This is a genomic window from Curtobacterium sp. L6-1, from assembly GCF_018885305.1.
GTDB classification, from domain to species: Bacteria; Actinomycetota; Actinomycetes; order Actinomycetales; family Microbacteriaceae; genus Curtobacterium; species Curtobacterium aetherium.
In genome coordinates this window covers 3,277,378-3,296,836 of sequence record NZ_CP076544.1, presented here as the reverse complement: position 1 = coordinate 3,296,836, position 19,459 = coordinate 3,277,378, and the positions used below count along the sequence as shown (strand labels likewise).

The following is a 19,459-nucleotide window of genomic DNA, read 5'->3' as shown; positions in this document are numbered from 1 at the left end:
TCAGTGGCGCAGGACGGACAGCACGCGCAGTACGGCCGTGGGGAGCCGCTCGGTGCGTCCTACCGCCTGGTCGAGCTCCTCGGGACGGGTGCGTCCGGCGAGGTGTGGCGGGCCGAGCACACCGCGACCGGTGAGCAGTTCGCCGCCAAGCTCCTGCGGGCCGAACTCGCCGCGGAACCCGACGTCGTCGAACGCTTCGTCCGGGAACGCTCGGTGCTCCTCGCCCTCGACCACCCGTCGATCGTGCGCGTGCGCGACCTCGTCGTCGAGGGTGACCGGCTCGCGATCGTCATGGACCTGGTCGGGGGCGGTTCGGCGCGGGACCTGCTGCTCGCCGTCGGCACGCTCCCCCCGGCCGACGCGCTGACGATCACCGCGGAGACGCTCGACGCCCTCGCCGCCGCGCACGAGCGGGACGTCAGCCACCGCGACGTGAAGCCGGACAACGTGCTCCTCGACCACGCGTGGACCGCCGGCAGCACGGGCGACGTCCGGGTGTCCGACTTCGGCATCGCGTCGGTCGTGGCCGAGCGCGAGCGCACGACGACCGGGCTCCTCGGCACGCCGCAGTACATGGCGCCGGAGTCGATCAGCCAGGGGCGCTCCGGTCCGGCCTCGGACGTGTACGGCGCCGGCGTGATGCTCTACGAGCTCCTCGCCGGACGGACGCCCTTCGCCGGCCCGGGGACCGACTTCGCCGTGGCCTACCGGCACGTCACCTCGACGCCCCCGCGACTCGACGTCCCCGACGCGTTGTGGGCCGCGCTGTCGTCGCTCCTGGCGAAGGACCCCGCCGCCCGACCGTCCGCGGTCGACGCCGCCGCCACGCTGCGGCGACTCGTGCGGTCGGTGCGCGACGCCCCGGCGCTCGCCCGGGTGGAGGACCCGGACGCGTTCGACGAGGTCGAGCGGCCGGCGACCGTCGTCCGCGGGGCTGGTGCTGCCGGCGGTCCCGGCACGGCCGGCGGAGCCGGCTCCGGCACGGACCTCGTCGCCGCCGACGAGGCCGCCGGTCCCGCGCCCGAACTCGGCCCGGCCGGCTCCCAGACCGTCATCCGCCCCCTCGCCCGGCCACCCGTCGCGGTCGCTCCGGCCGAGGTCGAGGCACCCCGTCGACGGTTCCGGCGCCCGGACTGGCTGACGAACAAGATGCTCGCGCTCGGTGCCGTCGCCGTCGTCCTCGTCGCGGTGCTCGTCGTGGCGGCGGTCGTGTGGCTGCCCGGTGCCGGTCGGAAGAAGCCCGGCTCCGGACCGACGGGAGCGCAGGCCGCCAGCGCCTACGAGCAGGACCGGCCGCTGCCGACCGGCCTGACGACCACCCGCAAGGCCGTCGTCGACCCCGAGGCCGGCACCGTCGAGGTCTCGGTGACCTACTCCGCACAGACCGCCCCGCTCAGCGGTGCCCTGCTCGAGGTCGTGCCCGGTGCGGACGAGGACGCCGAGTGCCCCGTCGTCACGTGGACCGGCGACGGGGTCACCGGGAAGCGGAACCAGCCGTCGCTGACCGGTGTCGACACGGCGTGCGCGTGGAGCCTGTCGGGCGTCGAGATCGGTGCGGGCGAGTCGGTGACCGTGCAGGCCTCGGTGCCGATCGACGCGATCGGGTCGGGCGCTGCGGGGTCCGGGTCGGGCGATTCCGGGTCGGGCGGTTCCGGCTCGGGCGGTTCCGGGTCGGGCGGCGCGGCCTCCGGGCAGGGACTGCAGGAGTGGCTCGACGGGGTCGGTGCGGCGACGACCGCGGCGGTCACCGACCAGTCCGTGACCGGCACCGCCTACCCCGTGCAGCGGCTGCAGGGCATCGACGTCCGCACGCCGGACCGCACGGTCAGCCAGACCACGCTGCCCGTCACCCTCGTGCCCGTCTGGCCGAGCGGCACCGACGAGCTCAACCCGCTCTACCGCAGCCCCAGCACCGGGAAGCCGTCCGAGATGCTCGTCGACGTCGCCGGCGGGGAGTCCGGGGTGCGGTTCGCCGACGGGTGCTCCGGGGCGCTCGCGGTGTCGTCGGACGGGCTCGTCGTCACCGCGTTGTCCGTGGCGCCGTCGTGCACGGTGCGGGCGACGGTCGGGAACTTCACGAACCTCGAGAGCGAGCCGTTCGGGGTCACCACGCGCGACTGACCGGTCGGCGGGCCGCCGGGCCGCGGCGGCGGCAGCCGTCCGGTCGGGCGACGGAGCTGTCGGGACGGGCGTCGGGAGCCGTCCGGGTGGGCGACTGGAGCCGTCCGGGCGGGCGAGGGGAGCGCCGGAGCGACAGATCGCCACGGCTGTTCAGCAGCGCTCTGTCGCTTCGGCGGCTGGATCCGACGGCAGGTCAGAGGACCGGAGGACCGACGGAGGGCTGTCGGCGGGTGCGGGAGCCGGTCAGCTGTCGGCGGAAGCCGTCTGCACGAGCCGCACCGCGCCTCCCGAGGCGGCGTAGCCACGGCCCACCGTCAGCGCGACCGGCGAGCGTCGGGGCAGGGTGACGCCGAGGAGCTCGCCGTCGTAGTCCACGTCGGGCTGCAGGAGGACGCCGCAGCGAGACTTCCGTACCGCACGGGTCCAGTGGCTGTACATCGATCGGAGGTCGGCCGAGCGTCCGGCAGCGACCACGCACAGTCCGGGGCGCTCGGTCGCGAGGAGCGAGGCGATGCTCTGGTCGCCGTCCTCGAACCGTTCGGCGTCGTCGATCAGCAGGAGCACCGGACCACGCTCGAGCCGGATGCCCGCCAGGAGCGCCGGGACCTCGTCCGCACCGACGGCGAGACGGTCGACCGTGCCGCTGTCGAGTGCCGTGGCGAGCGGGGAACGCCGATCGCAGATGCCCCACACGGCGGGCCGGACACCGTCGACAGCCCGTGCGGCCTCGGCGAGCGCGAGGAGCACCGACGACTTGCCGGAACGGGCGGGTCCGGCGACGAGGACGTGCTCGCCGTCGTACACCTCGAGCAGTGCCGTCCCAAGGTCGTCCTCGGCGATGCCGACCGGCAGCTGCCAGGGGTCGGTGTCGAACCGGGCAGGCAGGCCCAGGTCGGTGACCGCGACCGAGCCCGGGAGGCGACCGACGGCGCTGGCCTTCGGCGCCACGGCACCCCACTGCTCACGCACGGCTGCGACGGCCTCGGTCAGGGTGCCGGTCGGGGTGCCCACGTGCGACTGGAGCTTGGCCGTCGAGTCGATGAACCGTCCGGGCACGGGCGGCGGGACGTCCTTCGGGCGGACGCCGATGGTCGCGTAGTCGTACGGGTCGGCGAGGCGGAAGAGCCACTTCTGGGTCGTGACCTCGTCCATCGCGGACGGGACCGCCTTGGCGCGGGTCGTCGAGACGGCGAACGAGATGCCGAGCGCGGGCCCCTCGGCGTACACGCGGTAGAGGGCGTCGAGGAGCTGCTGCCCCTCGAAGTCCTGGTACTCGTCACGGAGCGCGGCGAGACCGTCGAGGAGCACGACGGCACGACGACCACCCGGCGCAGCACGACGGCGGTCGAGCTCGGTGCGGAGGTGTCGGAGCATGCGGGTCTGCAGCTCGGCAGCGCCGGCACCCGACCCGACGTAGGCACTCGTGTGCGGGAGATCGGCCAGCGGCGCGAGGTCGCCGGCCCCCATGTCGAGGACGAGGAGGTCGAGGTCGTCCGGGTCGGTGGTCCGGGCGAGCTGCAGGGCGATCGAGGCGAGGCCCGTGCTCGTCCCGCTGCCGGGGATGCCCATGAGCATGAGGTTGCCCTCGGCGAGGTCCCAACCGGCGCGGACCTGACGCTGGTTGTCCGGGTCGTCGGCGAGGGCGACCGGCACGAGCGTCGTCGGTGCACCGGCCGGCGCAGCTGCACCCGCGGGCAGGAGCGTGTCGAGCGGGACCGAGGCTCCGAGGGCCTCGGGCCAGATCGGTCGCGGCGGGGCGTACCCGGCCTCGTCGTTGGCCGTGCGGATCGCGTCGATGAGGACGTCGAGGTCGGTGAGGTCGTTCGACGCGGGTGCGGAGAACGCCACGGGCGCGGGGACGCCGAAGACGTCCGTCGGGCGCACGGTCACCGGCTGCTCGGCGCGGAGGTCGCGGGCGCGACCGGTGACGAGGGCGGTCTGCACGGGCGTGATGTCGTCCTGGCCGAGCTTCACGTAGGCGCGGCCGGTCTGCTGACGCCCGATGCCGGCGGCAGACGGCACACCGATGACGTTCGTCGAGTCCTCACGGCTCTGCACACGGAGCGCCACGCGCATGTTCGTGTTCGCGAGGATGTCCTCGCTGACGACACCGGCCGGGCGCTGGGTCGCGAGGACCATGTGCACGCCGAGGGTACGACCGACCGCGGCGATCGCGACGAGGGACGTCAGGACGTCCGGGAAGTCCTTCGCCAGCATCGCGAACTCGTCGACCACGAAGAGCAGACGGGGCATCGGCTCGGACGGCTTCGTCGCCAGGTAGGCGTCGAGGTTGTCGATGTCGGCGCCCGCCGCGGCGAACACGCGCTGGCGTCGCCCGAGCTCGGCCTCGAGGGCGCGGATGGCGCGGTCGGCCAGTTGCTCGTCGAGGTTCGAGATCGTGCCGATCGTGTGCGGCAGACGCTCGCACGCGGCGAACGCGGCGCCGCCCTTGAAGTCCACGAGCAGGAAGTTCAGGCGCGTCGGGTCGTTCCGGGCGGCGAGGCCCGCGACGAACGACCGCAGGAACTCGCTCTTGCCGGAACCGGTCGTCCCACCGACCAGGCCGTGCGGCCCGTCGCGCACCAGGTCGATCTCGAGGACGCCGCTCTCCGACGAGCCGATCGGCGTCGAGAAGCCGGTGGGGGCCTCCCAGGCGGCTCGGATCGCGGCGGAGCCGCTCGCGTCGCCGGAGGCGGACGCGGCGTTCGCGAGCAGGTCCGGGAGGCGCACCAGCGACGGCAGTGAGGCTCCCGGCACCAGGAGCTCCGGGTCGTCGAAGTGCGAGACGTGGCGGGCGCAGAGCTCGGCGTCCCGGGGGCTCAGGCCCGCGAGCACGACGTCCTCGACGCGTGTCCGGTCCTCGGGTCGGTAGACGGTCGCCGCCGCGTCGGCGCCGACGGTGACGATCGTCGTGCAGGCTGCGGGGAGCTGCTGCTCGTTCGTGGCGATGACGATGCCGCTCACGCGCCGCGGACGCTCCCCCGGGCGGCGGACCTGCCCGAGTGCCGCTCGACCGTGGCCGAGCAGGCTCCGCGCGGGGGCGTCGCGGCCCTCGGTGAGGACCTCGGAGTCGATGAGCACCAGCAGCTCCGGCGTGGGCAGCTCGTCGATGGACTCGCGCAGGCCGCGGAGGACCGCGGCGCCCTGGTCGCGCTGCGCCGACATCCACCGCTGTCCGGTGCTGCTCCCCGCCACGCGGGTGTGCGGCAGCCAGGAGGCCCAGGACCAGTCGTCCTCGCGGCCCCGGTCACAGAACACGCCGACGGTCAGGTCGGCAGGCCCGCAGTGCACGGTCGCCTGGACGAGGAGGCTCCGGGCAAGTGCGAGGGCACCCTCACGGTCGCCGACGATGCCGACGACACCGGCATCGCTGAGGTCGGCGACGACCGGTGCAGCGGTCAGCTTGCTCTCCTCGATCGCGGCCTTCGCCGCGTCCTCGAGCTTCGACTGCGTCGCCCGGGAGTCGAGCTGCGGGCGCCAGGGCGCATCGCCCGTCCCGGCGTGCAGGCTGAGGAAGTCGACGTCGTCGGCCCGACGCTGCCAGAGCGTCGTCGCGGGCAGCAGTGCGCGGCGCACCACGGTCGCCGGGTCGGGGACGAGTTCCTGCCTGCGAGCTGCCTCGATCGCGGCGGCGGCGGCGATCTCGCCGCTGAAGTCGCGGACCGCCTCGGCGAAGCGCTCGTCCTCCTCCTTGAGGTTCTTGGACCGACGGTGCTTCTGCTCGAACCACATACCGATCGCCGTCACCGGGCTGAGCAGCGCGAAGAGCGCGAACCGGGCGTCCCCGAGCAGGGCGACCATCGCGCCCGCGAGGACCAGCGGGGCGGCCACGGTGATCCAGCTGAACTTCGACGCGGGCGGTACGTCCCGCTTCGCCGGCGGCGACACCGGCTCGACGGCCAGGTCGCGACCGGGCCGCGGCGGACGGTTGAACGGGGCCGTCGCGGCGGGGGTCAGGTTCGGCAGGGACCCGGGTGCCGGCACCGGGGTCTCTCGGAGATCGGGTCGGACGAGCAGGACCGCGCCACCGACGATGATGCTCGTGCCGACCTCGACCAGGACGCCGTCCTCGTCGATCCGCTCCCCCGCCACCACGGTGCCGTTCGTCGATCCGGCGTCGCGGATCCGGACGCCGTCGTCCTCCCGCTCCAGCGTGCAGTGCTCCCACGAGGCGCTCTCGGTGGGCAGGACCAGGTCGGCCTGCGGGGCGCGGCCGACCACGAGCCTCCTGGACCGTGGGATCGGCACGACCGTTCCGGTGTCGAGCCCGCCCGCCAGGGTGACCGTCCACCCGTCCACCAGCTGCGGGCGTTCCTCGGGGGTGCGCGCGATGCGGGACCCCTCGAGCAGCACGAGGTCGCGCAGGGGGGTGTCGACGCTCGTCCGGTGGCCGTCGACCGCCAGGGTCGTGCCGGCCTCGAGCGGGATGCCGGTCGCGGACTGCACGAGTTCGCCCAGGCACGAGGAGGCGGCCCAGCCGTCGACCTCGACCGCTTCACGTCGGTCGTCGAGCTCGATCAACAGTCGCATGCTCGCGCTCCTCCTGGTCCGTGCGGTGGGTGGGTGCCGCCGTCTGCGGGCGGTGGTGGTGCGGCGCTGCCACGGCGCCGTGCGGCGGGTGGTTCGGGCTCGCCGAGCCCGTGACGCGGCAGCTCCGGGGCCGGCGTGTGCGCCGACCCCGTCGGTCAGCGTGCGGTGGAGTCCTGGAACCAGACGAGTGACGCGGTCGGTTCCGCGGACGCCGGCCGGAGCCCGAGCCGTTGCGCCGAGGCTGCGAGGACCGTCGCGTCCGCCCGCAGGGCCTGTTGCTGGCGGAAGTCGAGTGCCGGTCCGGCGATCCCGTCGCCGGCGTCGAGGCGCAGCGCCGACAGGGCGTCGGACACCTCGGCCGGGGCGTCGCTCCGCGCTGCGCCGACGGCCCGCACGAGGGCCACGACCGCGTCGTGGCTGCGGGAGTCAGCCGCCCAGGCGACCGCCGAGAACGGCTGGTCGTCGGTCAGGTTCTGTGCGTCCGCGTCGTCGGCGAGGACCCGGACGCCGCCGAGGAACGCCGACATCGCGCGCCCCTGCTCGTCCGAGGTCAGCGCGCGGGCGTCGTCCGTCGCCACGCCCGCGGACACGAACGTGCCGGAGAGGCTGCCGTTCGCGTCGGCGAGGGCGGTACCGAAGGCCGGGCTCGTCGCCTGTGGGGTGAGGACCACCGGCACGGTGACGTCCGCGGACTGCAGGGCCGCGACGAAGGCGCCCTGGCGTGCAGCGGGGCCGCTGACGACGACGGCGTCCGAGTCGACCGGAGCGGGGGCTTCCTCCGGCTCCGCACCGGCGGCCGGGGTGGCGGAGGCTGCAGCGGTGGCGGCGCCGGTCCGCTCGGCGACGGTGGTCGCCAGGGCGATGTCGTCGGCGGCGTCGTCCGCGGTGATGACGTGCGCGACCTCGAGACCGGAGGGTGCTCCGCCGCCCAGGTCGACCAGCAGCGGGGACGTCGCACCTCGGAGGGCCTGCTCCATCGCCGCGGTCATCGAGGCCGAGGACGGTGCGGTCGACCAGGAGTCGCTCCCGCTCGGTGCGTACGGCAGGACGACCGGCACGCCGGCGTCCGCGGCGGCCTCGAGTGCGCCGGAGACGTGAGCACCGGACGAGGCGACGACGATGCCGGAGACGCCGCTGTCGACGAGTGCCTGGACGGCACGCTCCCCACCACCGGCGCTGCCGCCGTCGTTGCGCGTCACGATCTCGACGTCCGTGCCGCCCAGTGTGAGACGACGTTCCGCGACGAGGGCTCCCTGCGCGGCCTCGTCCCACTCGGAGCCCTCGCCGTCGCCGAGCGTCACCACGACGCCGATCTTCGTGCCGTCGGGGACGTGCGCGACGCGGATCGGGACCGGCACCGTGGCCGGCACGGCTTCGGCCGCGGGGGTGTTCCGGTCGATGACGAACACCACGACGGCCAGGACGGCCGCGATGACGAGCACCGCGATCGCGACGATGACGAGCGGTTGGCGAGGACGACGGGCGTCCTGCGTGTCGTCGACGGCGTGCGTCATCGTGCGTCCCCGATGGTGAAGGTGTACAGCGTGGTCGCGGTCGCGCCCTTCGGCACGTCCATCCGGAAGGCCGGCAGGGCCGTCGCTGCGTCGAGGGAGGCGCGGAACTGCTCCTGCTGCAGGAGGATGCCGGCGACGTCCTCCGCCCGGACGTTGGCATAGCCGGCGGCGTTCTGCGAGGCGAGGGCGAGCTGGTAGTCGGCGGAGTCGGACTTCGCCGCGCTCGTCGCCATCGCGCCGAGGATGCCGGAGCCGTTGACCTTGCGGTCGCCGAGGTCGAGCATCACGCGGTTGAGGTCGCCGGTCAGGAGCGTGCTCGCACCCTCGACGTCGCGGGTGGACGCCGTGGTGCTGGCGTTGATCCGCTCGAGGCTCTGCTTCGTCTGGGTGTCGACCGCGCTCGCGAGGGCGGCGTTCTCCCGTTCGAGCTTGCCCTTCTGCTCGTCGATCGTCCCCTTGGCTCCGGCTGTCACGTCCTTCGAGGTGGTGCGGAGACCGGCGATGGACTGGTCGAACGCTTTGATGACGGAGGCGTTGCTCGTGTTCGCCTGCTTCGAGACGTCGCGGACCTGCTGGTCGATGAGGGCGTCGATCTTCTTCGCAGTTGCTTCGTTCGCGTCGGCGAAGGCGTCCTTGACCTTCTGCGCCAGGGCTTCCTGGTCGGTCTTGACGGTGTCGAGCTTGCCCTTGAGTTCGTCACCTGCTGCGTTCGCACCGGCAGCAGCGTCCTTGAGCTGCTGCAGGGCGCCCGACACCGTGCCCTGACCGGTGGTCACACGATCCTGGAGTGCTGCGCGGGCGTCGTCGACGTCCCGCAGCGTCCGGCGCAACGTGTCGATGGCCGCGCCGAGGCCCTTCGAGGTGTCGTCGAGGTCGGTCTGCACGATGACGTCGTCCCATCGCACCGACTGGTCAGCCAAGCGGGCGTCCATCGGCTGCTGGAACGGGAACGGGGCGGAGAGCTCCCGGCCGTCGCCGTCATCGACGCACGGGGTGGTGGTCAGGTACGAGCGGAGTTCGTCCGCCTGCCGTTCGGACAGCCCGGGGAGTGTCGGCAGGACGTCCGGCCCGTCCGGGTTGGACGTCGGACTGACCAGTTCGCAGATGCGCTTCGCGAGCGCGGCGTTCTGCGCCTGCATCGACCCTGAGAGCCGGGAGTCTCCGACGTTGCCGATGACGTCCCGGGCGCCCTCTGCCTGGCTGTGCACCGCTCGGATCTGCTCGGTGACCGGGTTGACGCTCTGGCGTCCGTCGCGGACCAGCTCTTCGAGCCGCTGCAGTGCCAGGAGCGTGTCACCGTTGCCCGAACCGGAGTTCTGCTCCAGGTCGGCGAGGATCGTGTCGATGCCCGCGAGCTGTTGGTCGAGCCTGCCGTAGCTGTCGATGGCGTCCTGCGCGAGCTGCGGCTTCAACGAGTCGGCGAGCTTGTCGCCGGTGTCGACGAGGCCGGTCAGCGCCTGTGTGATCGTCGTCGAGGAAGCGAAGAGCGCGCAGGTCAGGGAGTTGCGCGCCGTCTCGACGGCGCACTTCTCCGCCGTCGGGTCGCTCGGCCCGACGGACGCCGCGAGCTGTGTGCTGACCTGCTGCTTGCAGGCCTCGCTCGCCTCGGCGTACCCGGCGAGCTGCGCCGAGACACGGAGGAGGTTGCCGTAGACGCTGGCGCCGCCCGTGGCCGGCTGCGGCTCCGCGGCGCAGCCGTTGCCGTCGATCGCCGGCGTCGGCACGGTGGCCGAGGTGTCGCCGAGCAGCGAGTCGAGGCTGGTGGTGGTCTCCTGCAGCTGCTGCAGGACCGTCGACTGGGTCGCACCGACCGTCGCCCCGAGGTCGGAGTTCAACGACCCGAGCTGCCCGGACAGCGACTTCATCGTGCTCGCCAGGGAGGTGCTGCTCTCCTTCAGCCGCTCGGCCGTGCGGACGCCGAGCGTCGCCGAGGTGGTCTCGAGGTTGGAGCGGACCTCGGTGATCGTGCTGCCCGCGCGCGCCAGGACCTCGTTCACCTGCGAGATGAGGTCGATCGTCCGGCGCTGCAGGGCGAGCTCCGAGTCGGTGTCGGACCCGAACGCCGCGTCCATCACGCCGGTGGAGGACAGGTCGGTGGAGACGCCCGGCTGTGCCGCGAGGTCGAACGACGGCGCGGCGAAGTCCTCGACGTTCGCGACGAGGTGCAGCGTGCTGCTCGCACCGGACGTCGGCGGCGCCAGCAGCCGACCCCACTGCACGACGGCGTCCCCGTCGCCGTTCGCGCTGACGACGCCGTCGGTCGCCGTGCCCGCGTCGGCGCTGTCGGTGACGACCCGGTTCGGCGCCGTCCCCGTCAGCACGGTCGAGGCGGCGATGCTGAAGGGTGCGCCGACGAGCGCCGGGGTCGTCCTGGAGGCGCCCGCCACGTCGTAGGTCAGGTTCCGTGACCGGACGGTCAGGTTCTCGACGGTCAGGTCGATCTCGACCCGGCCCGAGTAGCCCGCCAGGTCGGCGAGGTCGGTGCCGCTCTTCTTCGACGTCGTGTACTGCGTCGTGACGCGCAACGGGAGGTCCCGCGCTGCCTTCGCTGCCTCGTGCTGCGTGACGGAGGACGATGAGTCGTCCTTGCCCACGGAGATCGCGGTGTCGGAGATCGTGGTGATCGATCCGTCCGCGGCGAGACGCGTGTCGACGGTCTGCAGAACGCGGGACGGGTTCTCCACCGCCCGGTCGGATGAGGTGCACCCCGCCAGGACCATCGCAGCAGCACCCGCCATCGCGACCGCGGCGAGCGCGCGACCGTTCATCGTTCGAACCCCTGGATGCTGCGTGCGCAATGACATTGACGACCGTCCCCCTCAAGAACCGACAAGCGCCTTGATCCTAACGGGGCTGCACGGCGGAGGGACGACTGTCCACAGGCACCCGAGTCCCCCGTTCGGGCGACACGACCAACGGCGACGACCCGCGGGCCGTTCGGCGTGCAGTGCAGCGGTCAACGAGACCGGGCCACGCCGACTGCGCCAGAGCCCGGGCGAGGACCGTCCACTCAGGAAGGATCCGCCCGGCGGAAGCAGCGTCCTCAGTGCACCGTTGGCCCGAGCCGTGGATCACGGTCAGGCAGGGCCATCTTGTTCCGTCCGGTGAGGCACACGGAGCGCTGATGACCGATCCGCCGTGTAGCACGCCTCGCTCTCGGGAACGCGATGTGATCACCAGCTGCAGGCCCTCGTCACGGTTCCTCCGAGAAACCGAAGACGATCACTTCCTCGCGCAGACGAACAAGGGCCTCCCGGTACCGGAACGACGCTTCGCCGATCTGGAACCGAGTCGAGCCTCCTGCTTCGAGCTTCGCAGCGATCGCATCCTTGTTGTCTGCTGTCACCCCTCGACGGAGGATGAGCGGACCACACTCCTTCGTCATGATCGCCACCTGGTCGAATGAGGATCCGATTCCCTTGCCGGAAGTGCTCGATCCGATGTCTCCTTCGGCACCCGTCACGGTGCACGTGACGGAGATCACGTGCGCGCGGTCGTAGGCCTTCCATGCCCACGAACCGCCGAGGATCACCACGGTGACGAGCGCCATCGCGCTCAACATCAAGATGACCAGCACGTTCCCGCGGCGCCGTTGCGCTCCCACCCCTGGTGTCGTTCTGCGCTGGCCGCGTTGCTGTCCGATCATGGCGCCGACGAACCACCCCGCCAGGACGGACAAGAACCAGCCGGCTCTCGCAAGAGGGAAGTCCGTCAGCCCGGCCATGTCGAGAAGAGGAACGCCAACCGCAACGAGCATGAGCACGCCCAGGAGCCACCCGCGCCCGAATGCTGCGAACACGGCGCCGACGACGAACGGGAGCACGACGCTCGAAAGCGTCCGGTCGATCGGTGTGGCACCGCGCAGCGCAGCGGCAAGTGCCAGGGCGAGGAAGACAACCACGATTCCTGAGTTCCAGATCACCGTCGTCCGGGACATCGGCCTCAACTTGTGTCGACGCGGTCCGGGTTCAGTCATTGACCATCGATCTCGACGTCGTAGCGCTCACCGATTTCGACCTCGTCCGCCTTCTTCTCGGCCGCCTCGGTGGTCAGCCCTCCGCTCATCACGAGCGAGCCACAATCTGGCGAACGGTGCTCGACCTGGTTCGCGGACGTGCCGACTCCGGTCGACGATCGACTGAAGTGGCACCGGCGCAAGCCGCTGTCAACTTGCAACCGATCGTCGTTCTCTGCGCGCTGTCGTAGTTCTTGAAATCGTGGGTCCCAACAAGACGAGAAGCAGCACGAAGGCGAAGAGCGCGGAGACATCAGCGCCTCTTCGCGCCTCGAGTACGAAGAAATCTGAGATGCCCTCCGAGCACTGCGCTGCCGAAAGCACTCAGGATGTAGCTGGGGATGAGGAGCAGCCAAATCCCGCCGATCTGGCGACTGACGAACATGAGAGCAAGCATCGAGATCACCAGCACCGGTGTACCGATGCTGGCGCGGCAGAGACAGAAGACCCCTCCGATGAGAATCACCCCGCCAGCGGCACCGATCAGCGCGACGGGGAGAGCGCCGCCAACGCGATCGCCGACGGAAAGGACGGGGAAGATGACTGCCGTCAGCACCGAAACAGATCCCAACACGAGCGAACTTGGCTGCTGGAAAGTACCAGATTCAACCGTCCTACTCACTGTGCCGTTCCAATCCCGGACGCATCATGAACTGAGCCTCGTCACGGATCCTCCGAGAAACCGAAGACGATCACTTCCTCGCGCAGACGCACAAGAGCTTCCCTGTACCGGACCGAGGATTCGCCGATGTCGATCCGAGTCGAGCCTCGCGGCGATCGCCTTGTTGTCTGCTGTCACCCCTCGCCGGAGGATGAGCGGACCGCACTCCTTCGTCGTGATCGCGACCTGACCGAACGGCGATCCAATTTCCCTACCGGAAGTGCTCGACCCAACGTTTCCTCCAGCACCCGTCACCGGGTTCACGCTCGTCGGAAGTCCTTCACGAAGACAGCCTGGCGAATGGTGTTCAAGAACGGGTGCAGCCGGTACGAACCTGCACCGACATCGAACTTCCACGTCGTCCCGGGCGCGAACCCGTCAGCGATTGATTCTTTGTTGTCCCTCGTCACGCCCCAGCGCAACGTCAACGTCCCGCAGTCAGAAGTCTCGATCACGACCTGATTGGTCGACGAACCGATGCCCTTGACTGAGTGCGACGAACCAACGCCCGTTCGTGCGGAAAGCACTTCGCACGACACCTCGACCCGGTGGGAAGCGTCGTAGGCCTTCAACGTGATCGGACCGACGAAGATGACGAGCACTGGGACCAGGACCACCAGTACGAGGATCCCGATCGCGACGAAACGGTCACGTCGCTTCGAGCGCCTCGGCTTCGCACTGGCATCGGTCTTCGTGGATGCGGCCATGGTCATTCCCATCATCGTTCGGATCAGCGGCGGACTCAGTGCAGCGGAACTGTTGGTCCGCTCGCACCGGAGATCGCGCCGTTGATCCCGTCCTGCAGATAGTCTCCTGGATCCTTACCGACGAGGACGTCGTTCACCACGCTGCCCACCCCTCCCGCGACGTGGTCGACTACCCCATCGACCGCGGTGTTCCACCGGGCGACGTTCGGAGCCATGGCGTGATCGCCGATGTCGACGTGTCGTCCGGTAGGGAATCGAGGCTCGATGCCGAGCCGGTCCATGACTGCACCGCTCGCTCTGCCTGAGCCGAGGCTGAAGGCCGCTCCAGTACCGAAGCCGGTCGCCGCGTTCTGGATGTATCCGCCGACCGTCTGGTTCTTGCCGTTGAAGGCGTAGTCGGTCATGTTGGAAGCCGCACCGGATGTCCCGGCAGCGACCGCTGATCGTCCCGCCGACGAGAACACCGGCGTGACCGCACGTTGCACCGCCGTTCCGCCGAGATTGCCGGCAGCCGGCGCGAGCTTCGACAGCCCGAGGGCGGCACCTCCTCCGGCTGCCCCTCCCACTGCCCCGATCACCGTGTCGACTCCGGCTTTGCCCCAGTCGACAGAACCGGACTGCGCTTTCTGGCTCGCGACCGACACTCCGCCGGAGATCAGTGCGCCAGAAGCCGCCATGAGGGCGATGCCTGCCGGCCCGCCGACGCCCGTGAACATGAGAGCCACGCCGACGACCAACGCTGCCCCCGCGATCACGTACGCATGCTCATCCGCCCACGTCTTGAGCGAACCCTGGTGCGCATCCCGGTACGCCTGCAGGTCCTTGTCCGTCGCCGGCCGCAGCCCCAGCGGGTCGACCGCGTGCAGCGGGTCGTTCCCCGCGTACGAGTAGGGGTTTCCCGACCACCCAGCTCCGACGACCGGCGCGAGCGGGTCCGTCGAGAGGAAGCCCTTCGCCACGGGGTCGTACACCCGTGCCCCGAGCCACTCCATCCCCCCGATGCTCAGGCTTCCGCCCGGAGTCAGCCCGACACCGGACGGCAGCGCAGGTCCGCCGCCGATCCCGTTGGTCGATGCGAGGAGAGCCCAGGGATCGGTCGCATCTGTCGCACGCGCCCCGCGCCAGTTCGCTGCTGTCCAGCTCCCGTCGACGGCGAGGATCCCGCCCGGGGCCTCCAGCACCGGCGTCGCGCCGACCGAGGTCAGGACCGGGACATCCGCGGCGGTGTCCCACCAGGTGTCGACTCCTCCGACTTCCGCGACCTCACCGAGGGCGTCGGTCCACACGTCGAGTCGGCCGGTCTCGTCGTACAGCGGGTCCCGCTCGACGACACCGGCGAGGAATCCGAGGTCCGACCACGCGTACTCGGTGGTCGAACCGTCCGGAGCAGTCCGCCGGACGCGCCGTCCGAGTCCGTCGTGCACGTACTCGGTCCGCGCACCGTCAGCGCCGGTGGTGGCGACGAGTTGCCCGGCGGCGTCGTACTCGTGCCGGAGTTCGGCACCGTCGACGGTCTCGGCGACGAGGCGCCCGGCCGCGTCGTACCGCCAGGTCCGACCACGGCCGCTGTCGTCGAGGGCGCTGACGAGCTGCGCGGCGGCGTCGTGGACGTAGGTCCTGCGGCCGTCCGCGCCGGTGATCGCCGCGATGCGGTCGTCCTCGTCGTGGTCGATGCGGGTCGTCGTGCCGCCCTCCGGCGTGGTCACGGTGTGCTCGACGAGCGTCCCGCGCTCGTACGACCACGACTGGACGACGTCACCGGTCAAAGCCTGGACGACGCGCCCGAGGGCGTCCAGGGTGAACGTGGCGGGCGCGAGCCCTTCCCGCTCGACGCCGACGACGCGGCCGGCGGCGTCCCTGCGCCAGGTCGTGCGGTTGCCGTCGGGGTCCGTACGGGCAGCACGACGGCCGTCCACGTCGTGCTCCCACGACATCGCCCGCCCACCACGGCTCCGCCGGACGAGCAGCCCCCGCCGGTCGAAGCACAGCTCGTGCTCGATGTCCCGCCCGGGGCCACGCGTGTGGTCGGTGACGACGACGGTCCGTCGCGCCCTGTCGTGCGTGGTCTCCGCCACGAGGACGCCGTCCACCGAGAGCCGCTGTTCACGTCCTGCTGCGTCGTACGCCCACTCGACCACCCCGCCGTCGGGGTCCGTCTGCTGGATGCGACGGCCGGCGGCGTCGAGTCGTGCGGTGGTCGTCCTGCCCAGCGGGTCCGTGATGCCGATCAGCCGTCCGGCAGCGTCGTAGGCGTACCGGGTGACACCACCCACCGGGTCGGTCGCGCTGGTCACGCGCCCGTCGGCGTCGTACGCGTAGGCGGTCACTCCGCCCAGGCCGTTCTCGGCCTCGATGAGCTGACCCGCTGCGTCGTAGCGGAACCGACGTCGGCCGTGACGTGCGTCGTGGACGGAGACGAGCCTCCCGGCTGCGTCCCAGCGGTAGCGAGCCGTTCCGTCTCCCGGTGTGGTCCGCGCGACGACGCGCCCGACGACGTCGTACTCGATGCGCTCGACGTCACCCGTCGGCAGGGTCCGCGCGACGACCCGTGAGTCTGCGTCGTAGGTGATCGTCGTCCGGGCGCCGAGGTGGTCGGTGGCGGCCGACGGCCGGCCGCAGGCGTCGTACTCGTAGGTCGTCCGGCCACCGCTCGGTGACACGATGGCGCTGATCCGACCGCTCATGTCTCGCTCGATGCGGGTGAGGCCTCCCTCACCGTCCACCAGCTCGACCGGTCGGCCACACGCGTCGTACGTGACGAGTTCGGAACCGGTCTCGTCGGACGTCACCTCGACGGGGCGTCCGAACTCGTCGGACCGGACCGTGGTCGTCGCGAACGCGTCCGACAACGTGGAGATGCCGGTGGCCGGGTCGTCCGAGAACTCCTTGCGGACGCCGGTGGGGTCGGTGACGGCGCGCAGGTCGCCGTTGACCCCGTACTCCCGGCGCCACACTGCGCCGGTGGGGTCGACGACGGACTGGAGGCGCGACAAGGCGTCGTGCGCGAAGGTCCAGGATGCACCGCTCGGCAGGGTGACCTGCAGCGGGTTGGCCTGGTCGTCGTACGTCCGACGAGTGGTCCGTCCGAGCGCGTCGGTCGTGGAGGCGAGTTCGCCGTCCGGGCTGTAGGCGAGGACGGTCCGCGCACCGATCGGGTCGGTGACGGCGCTGACGCGCCCACCCGCGCTGTACTCGACCGACCACGTCGCGCCGTCGGGGTCTCGGCGAGCGACGACCTGACCGTCGGCTCCGTAGCGGTACTCCGTGCGGGCGCCGGTGGGGCTGATGGTCGCGACGGCGTGACCGGCGGCGTCCCGCTCGATCCGTGCGACGTCCCCGGCGGCGTTCGTCACGGCGACGAGCTCGCCCCACGCGTCGTGGTCGAGGCTGAGCGTGACACCGGTGGGGTCGACGACCCGTACGAGCAGGCCGCGGTCCCAGGTGAGTTCGGTCCGGCCGCCCATCGGGTCGGTGACGACCGCCGGGTCACGCTCGTCACCCTCGTACTCGTACGTGACGACGCTGCCGCTCTCCGTGACGACGGTCGTGACTCGGTCGGCGTCGTCGTAGCCGTACGTGAGGTCACCCCCGGTCGGCGTGACCGTCCTCGTACGGCGGCCCCGTGCGTCGTAGGCGTGCACGGTGACCGAACCGTCGCGTTCCGTCGCCGACACGAGGTTGCCGTGCTGGTCGTAGCTCATCGACTGTCGACGGTCGTCCGAGTCGATGACCCCGACGAGTCGACCCTTCGGGTCGGCGATCCAGGAGTCGGAACGCGTTCCGTCCTGGTCGGAGACCACGGTCACGCGGCCGGGGAGGTAGGCGAACCGGACCCGACGGCCGTGGGGGCTGGTCTGCTCGACGACACGACGCTGCGCGTCGTACACGTTGTCGACCTCGCGCACGCCGTCGGCACTCGTGACCGTCACGATGAGGTCGTCGTCGTCCCAGCCGTACGTCCTGGTCCCGTGCGGGGTCGCGGCCGAGACCAGACGCCCGCGGTCGTCGTACTCGTACTCCACCCGGCGCCCGTCGGAGGCCCGCAGGACGGCGACACGACCGTGGACGTACTCGACGTCCACGGAGCGACCGCGTTCGTGCCGGAGACGCACGACCGCACCGGCAGCGTCGCGTTCCACCGACACGGCGGTGCCGGGTCCGGCACTCTCGCCGACCCAGAGACCAGCCGGGGTGAAGTCGATGCGGCCACCCTCGTTGTCCCGTACGACCAGGAGCTCGCCCTCCGCCGCGAGCCACCGGTTCTCACCGACACCGCGCGCCCAACCGGTGCCGGACCGGGGGAAGCGGACGAGCCGGCCGTCGGCGCCGACGAAGGACGCGCCCTCGTCATCGAGGAGCAGCCGGGTCTCGAGGACGGACGCCCACCCGGGACCGAACACCCCGACGCGACGGTCGAGGGAGTTGTACATGCGCGAGATCCGGAGGGACGCGGCTGCACCGTCGAAGGAGAGATCGAGCTCCGGCTCGAGGAAGTTGCCGGTCGTCGTGTTGACCGGGTCCATCGAGTAGCCGGTCGTCGGCTGCGCGCCGTAGGCGGTGGGCGGGTCGATCTGCAGGTCGGTCCGGTTGGCCGAAACGCCCGCAGCCTGCAGGGCTGCGCCGAGCGCAGCGTCGGACACGGTCGAGACCGAGCCCTCGCCCCCGGCGGCGGCGAAGGCGTCGGCGATGGTCTTCGCCCAGGCGACGTCCTGGTCGTTGGCCGCCAGCCACCGCTCGAAGCCGGTGACGAGCCCGTCGGCGTTGATCGTGCCCCACGAGCAGCGGGACGCGAAGTCGGACAGCTTGCCGCGGAGCACCCCGGGCTTGCCGGACAACTCGGTGTTCAACGTCGCTGAGCCGGTCGCGAAGGACCGGAGGTCCTCGGGCTTCGCCGAGGACGTTCCCCCTCCTCCCGAGCCGGAGCCCGGTGACGGAGTCTGGCGCGGCTTCGGCTGCGCATCCGCAGAGGGGAAGGACGGAGCGTCCTCGTTCTCGATGTCGGGAGGGTTCCCCGTCCCGAAGAAGTCGTCCCGCCACTTCTCGAAGCCGTTGCGGTCTGCCTGCTGCTCTTCCCACTCGCGAGCCTTGCGGCGGCGTTCGCGTTCCTCCGCGGCAGCCTGCTTCATCTCGTCGACCCAACCCGCGACCGTGCGCATCATGTCCGAGATGGTGGAGGCATCACTCTTCGCGATGCTCGCGTTCGCGGTGAAGAGCTGCGAGAAGTGGCCGCGGAACTCCATCGAGGCCGTCGACACGTACGACTGGCGACTCCCGAGCTGGCCGTCGATCGCACTCGCCGCGCTGCGCATCGCGCTGGCGAGCGCGTCGGCGGTGGCGTTGTCGAACTCGATCGGATCGGTGTTGGCGTGCAGCTGTCCTGACACGGTTGTCGTCCCCCCGGAAGAAGTGGTGCTGGTCGTGATGGTCCGCGTCGGACGCGGGAACCCGGGCCGCCGATGCTCATCGGCGACCCGGGCGCTGCGTGTGTGGTGTTACGCGCCGCCACCCGCGGTGAAGATGTCCTGCGAGATCTTGTCGAGCTGCGTCCGGAGTTGCTCGAGCTCGGTCTTCGCCTTGTCGAGCGCAGCCTTGGTCTCCGGCCACGTCGAACCACGGAAGTTCGACGCCAGCGGGCCGTCCCACACGTTCGAGTCGGACAGGATGCGCCCCTGGGCGTCGAGCTGCGAGATCTGGTCCGTGAACCCACCGTTCACGATGGACTGGATCTGGCGGATGGCGGTCTTCGCCTGTTCGGTCGAAAGCACACGCGACATGGTGAACCCCTCTTCTCTTCGTACCTGCACCCCCGCGCAGAAGATCCCCCCGGAGGCTCTGACGCGCACCACCATACCCACCTGTCCACCCGTTCGTCACCGGTTGTGGACGACCGGCTCTTCCTCCACACCCCCGC

Annotated in this window: 10 protein-coding genes; 1 reads left to right on the top strand and 9 read right to left on the bottom strand. The window is 71.2% G+C overall.

Annotated elements, in window-relative coordinates; all coding sequences use genetic code 11:
• Window positions 1-3 precede the first annotated feature (3 nt).
• Window positions 4-2,121, top strand: a complete 2,118-nt coding sequence (locus KM842_RS15250; RefSeq protein WP_216259670.1) for a serine/threonine-protein kinase — start codon at window positions 4-6, stop codon at window positions 2,119-2,121.
• A gap of 243 nt (window positions 2,122-2,364) precedes the next feature.
• On the opposite strand, the gene KM842_RS15245 is transcribed toward KM842_RS15250, so the two are convergent.
• The 9 genes from KM842_RS15245 to KM842_RS15205 form a co-directional block, all read right to left on the bottom strand.
• Window positions 2,365-6,651: a type VII secretion EssC family protein gene (locus KM842_RS15245; protein WP_216259669.1), complete on the bottom strand. Its 4,287-nt coding sequence runs from the start codon at window positions 6,649-6,651 to the stop codon at window positions 2,365-2,367.
• Between the two features lie 155 nt (window positions 6,652-6,806).
• Window positions 6,807-8,165 carry a type 1 periplasmic-binding domain-containing protein gene (locus KM842_RS15240; RefSeq protein WP_216259668.1) on the bottom strand — a complete coding sequence of 453 codons (1,359 nt, stop codon included), beginning with the start codon at window positions 8,163-8,165 and terminating at the stop codon, window positions 6,807-6,809.
• A complete protein-coding gene (locus KM842_RS15235) occupies window positions 8,162-10,933 on the bottom strand; it encodes a hypothetical protein (protein ID WP_216259666.1) in 2,772 nt (923 codons plus the stop codon). Before KM842_RS15235 ends, KM842_RS15240 begins: the two co-directional genes overlap by 4 nt.
• 425 nt (window positions 10,934-11,358) lie before the next feature.
• Window positions 11,359-12,066, bottom strand: a complete 708-nt coding sequence (locus tag KM842_RS15230) for a hypothetical protein (RefSeq protein ID WP_216259665.1) — start codon at window positions 12,064-12,066, stop codon at window positions 11,359-11,361.
• A gap of 71 nt (window positions 12,067-12,137) precedes the next feature.
• Window positions 12,138-12,341 (bottom strand): hypothetical protein, encoded by a 204-nt coding sequence (locus KM842_RS15225; protein WP_216259664.1) that lies wholly within the window; start codon window positions 12,339-12,341, stop codon window positions 12,138-12,140.
• Between the two features lie 92 nt (window positions 12,342-12,433).
• A complete protein-coding gene (locus KM842_RS15220; protein ID WP_216259662.1) occupies window positions 12,434-12,736 on the bottom strand; it encodes a hypothetical protein in 303 nt (100 codons plus the stop codon).
• Window positions 12,737-13,101: 365 nt separating this feature from the next.
• Window positions 13,102-13,554, bottom strand: a complete 453-nt coding sequence (locus KM842_RS15215) for a hypothetical protein (protein ID WP_216259660.1) — start codon at window positions 13,552-13,554, stop codon at window positions 13,102-13,104.
• A 29-nt stretch (window positions 13,555-13,583) separates the two neighbouring features.
• Complete coding sequence (locus tag KM842_RS15210) at window positions 13,584-18,932, bottom strand: DUF6531 domain-containing protein (protein WP_216259658.1); 5,349 nt, start codon at window positions 18,930-18,932, stop codon at window positions 13,584-13,586.
• A 108-nt stretch (window positions 18,933-19,040) separates the two neighbouring features.
• A complete protein-coding gene (locus tag KM842_RS15205) occupies window positions 19,041-19,322 on the bottom strand; it encodes a pyrophosphorylase (protein ID WP_110824133.1) in 282 nt (93 codons plus the stop codon).
• Window positions 19,323-19,459: the final 137 nt, after the last annotated feature.